This window comes from Bradyrhizobium oropedii, assembly GCF_020889685.1.
GTDB lineage: Bacteria > Pseudomonadota > Alphaproteobacteria > Rhizobiales > Xanthobacteraceae > Bradyrhizobium > Bradyrhizobium oropedii.
Genome location: NZ_JACMYO010000359.1, coordinates 1 through 3,147, shown reverse-complemented (window position 1 = coordinate 3,147; position 3,147 = coordinate 1). Strand labels below are relative to the sequence as shown.

Sequence of the window (3,147 nt, the reverse complement as noted above, 5' to 3'; positions counted from 1 at the left end):
GTAAACGGTACGAGAGGGCCACGGACCTGGTGCGGACGGACCGCGCTTGAAGCGTATAGGCATCCAGAACTGGCGCAGGGCCTCGACAGTTGCTGGAATGTCGCGCCAGGCGTTTTGGACAATGGGCTGCGTTCCCAGCGTGCGCCGGGCCGGAGGTAGCAAGGGCCGACCGGCGTCGTCGATGCAATGGACCAAGATCGGCCGCAGCATAAGGTGTTCGGTTCCGTTCGGGGAGAGAAGCCGCGACCAGACGAGAAGCCGAAGCTTCATGACGGCGTAGAAGCCCATGCACCAGGGCTGCGGGTCGACTTCGCCGTCCGGTGATCGCACGAACAGCGGTTCGAAGCTCTCCGGTCTCGTCGACAGCGTCTCGCCGATTGCGTTGTGGCGCATCAGCGTGGCGGCGATCGCCGAGAACTCCTCGGTGTCGTGATTGAAGGCGTCGGGATCTACGCCGAGGAGCGGGCACACCCATTCCTCGGACGCCATCGAGACCGGCCCGGCGACGACCGCGGCCACCGCGCCGTCGAGCATGGAGAGCGACGTCGCCCGCGGATGCCGAAGCGTCGGCGACCTGGCGCGCTCGCTGATCCATCGCCCGAGCCGTTCGAACGACATGGCATAGTCCGCCATCGTCGTCTTGCGTGCTTTTCGCGTTCCCCGCCGTTGCTTCGGCTTCGTCATGCCACGGCTCGCTTTTCGGCTTCGCGTGCGGCCTTCCAGTTCCAGGCCAGAAGTTCGTGAAGCTGGTTGGTCTTCGTGGCGCCGCTCACCATGCGATCGAGAACGTCGACGAGATACGCCTCGGGGTCGAGGCCATTCAATTTCGCTGTGTTAAGAAGCGAAGCGAGTATCGCCCAGGTCTCGCCCCCGCCTTCGTCACCACTGAACAACGAGTTCTTTTTTCCGATCGCAATTGGCCTGATCGATCGCTCGACCGTGTTGGTGTCCGGCTCGAGCCGCCCGTCATCCAGGAATGCCGTCAGGCCCTGCCAGCGTTCGAGCATGTAGTCGATCGCCTTGATGAGCGTCGAGCGGCGGGAGATCCCGTCCTTCACCGCGATCAGACGGGCCCTCAACGCCTCCATCAGCGGCTTCGTCTCGGCCTGTCGCGTCGCGCGGCGTTCCCCAGCGTCGAGACCGCGGATCCTCTCCTCGATCGCGTAGACGGCCGCAACGCGCTCGATAACCTCTGCGGCGAAGGGTGAGTTCGTCGTCTTGTGCACCCTCACGAAGTTGCGGCGCGCGTGAACGAGACAATACGCCAGCTGGATCTGGCCCGACATCTTCGCATCGCCGGCCAGCGAGGCGTAGGCGGCATAGCCGTCGACTTGCAGCACGCCTTCGAAGCCGGCCAACTGCGCCACGATCTCCTTCTTGCCGCGACCGCCTGCGAACACGTAGGCGACCGCCGGCGGCGCCGGCCCCTTCCACGCCCGATCGTCCGTCGCGTGCGCCCAGAACTGGCAGATCCTCGTGCGGCCGCGTCCCGGATCGAGAACTGGCATCGGCGTCTCGTCGCAGAACAGCCGCTCGAAGCCATGCATGGTCTTCAGTTGCAGATCGTAGAGGCCCCTGACCAGCCACGCCGCGCTCCCCATCCAGCGCGCCAGCGTCTGACGGTCGACGACGACACCCTGGCCCGCCAGGATCTGCGTCTGGCGGTAGAGCGTCGATTGCCAGGCATATTTGGCCGCGGCGATATGCGCGATCAGCGCCGTCGTCGCCATGCCGCCCTCGACGAGCCGCGCCGGTGCCGGGGCCTGGACAATCGGGCCCTCACAGGAGCGGCAGGCGTATTTTGGGCGGATCGTGCGGAGCACACGCAGCCACGCGGGAACCCGATCGAGCGCTTCGCTGCTCTCCTCGCCGATCCGATGCATCTGACCCGTGCAGCACGGGCACAGCGTGGACGCCGGCTCGATCACCCGCTCGACCCGGGGCAGATGCGCCGGCAGCGCGCCGATGTTGCGCCTCGCTTTGCGCCGCTTCGGTCTCGGCGCGTCCGGTTTGTCGTCATTGGCCGGAGGCTGCGCGCCCGCGGTCCGTTCCAGATCGAGCGAGATCTGTTCAGCGCAGACGATTGCCGAGCGCTCCGATCGCGCGCCGAAGATCAGGCTCTTCAACGTGGCGATCTCTGCGCGCAGATCGTCGTTCTCGCCTTCGAAAGCCAGCACCATCTCGGCGAGAGCCGCAGGGTCAGAGGGGAGATCTTCAAGGCGAAGCGCCATATCGCAGAGCTACACGAACACACTCGCAATCGCCAGCAAAACAAGACGATTCAGGCAACTTTCGTCGGCCGCTTCGTCACCTTCGGGACCACACGCGACCACTCCGCAAGACCTTCAATCAGCATCGCCAGTTGCGCCCCCGTCACCGGCATCGTACCCTCGCGAACAGGTGGCCAGGCGAAGCCCCCATTCTCGAGCCACTTCGTCGCTAGAACCATTCCCGAGCCGTCAAAAACCAGTAGCTTCAAACGATCCGATCGCTTCGATCGGAAGACATAAACGTCGCCGCTGTAGGGCTTGCCGCCTAATCCCTCCGCTACCAGCGCGACCAGGCCATGAACGCCTTTGCGAAAGTCAATCGGCTGCGTCGCGACAAACACACGGACCATTGGACCAAACGAGATCATTGCGTCGACCTCACCGCCGCCAGCACGCGCTCCAGCGTCGCGGCGTCGACGCCGACGGGCACGCGCACCGTCGCGCCCGCGATCATCACCTCGATCCGCTCGGCCGGACTCACCAGAACATGCGCCTTATCGATCGCGTTCGGCTGCGCCTCGACGGCGGTGTCGAGCCTGACTTGCACGAACTGCGGCGCTTCGCTCGACGCGAGCCGCGCCTGGCGCCGCCACACACTGAGCAGTCCCCGGTTGACCCGGTTGCGTCGAGCCACCTCGGAAATGCTCGTCTCCGGATCGGCGCTCTCGGCCACGATCCGCGCCTTCTCCGCATCGCTCCAACTGCGCCGTCGCCTCTCCCCCGTGATCACCTCGATCCGCTGATAGGAGGCGGCATCATGCCTGTCTCGATGTCTGTCTTGATGCATGGAATGAGCGTCCCTCGCGTTATCGAATCCACGCGCGAGTCTCGCTCATCCCGTCCACCTAAACGAGGTGGGGTCGTCGTACCGCTATCG

Annotated in this window: 4 protein-coding genes; all 4 read right to left on the bottom strand. The window is 65.1% G+C overall.

What is annotated here, in order from left to right:
- The coding region (locus H8A95_RS42310) for a UPF0149 family protein (protein WP_229188352.1) at positions 1–684 on the bottom strand (684 nt) is incomplete at its 3' end.
- Positions 681–2,231 (bottom strand): IS66 family transposase, encoded by a 1,551-nt coding sequence (tnpC, locus tag H8A95_RS42305; RefSeq protein WP_229188351.1) that lies wholly within the window; start codon positions 2,229–2,231, stop codon positions 681–683. The genes tnpC and H8A95_RS42310, both read right to left, overlap by 4 nt.
- A gap of 50 nt (positions 2,232–2,281) precedes the next feature.
- Entirely contained in the window at positions 2,282–2,638 is a 357-nt protein-coding gene (tnpB, locus tag H8A95_RS42300; protein WP_018273742.1) for an IS66 family insertion sequence element accessory protein TnpB, read from the bottom strand.
- Positions 2,635–2,943, bottom strand: coding sequence for a transposase (locus tag H8A95_RS42295; RefSeq protein ID WP_229188350.1), 309 nt, complete (start codon positions 2,941–2,943; stop codon positions 2,635–2,637). Before H8A95_RS42295 ends, tnpB begins: the two co-directional genes overlap by 4 nt.
- Positions 2,944–3,147: the final 204 nt, after the last annotated feature.

Coding starts and splice junctions, on each gene's coding strand:
- tnpC (WP_229188351.1), bottom strand. CDS start 2,231: ATGGCGCTTCGCCTTGAAGATCTCCCCTCTGACCCTGCGGCTCTCGCC.
- tnpB (WP_018273742.1), bottom strand. CDS start 2,638: ATGATCTCGTTTGGTCCAATGGTCCGTGTGTTTGTCGCGACGCAGCCG.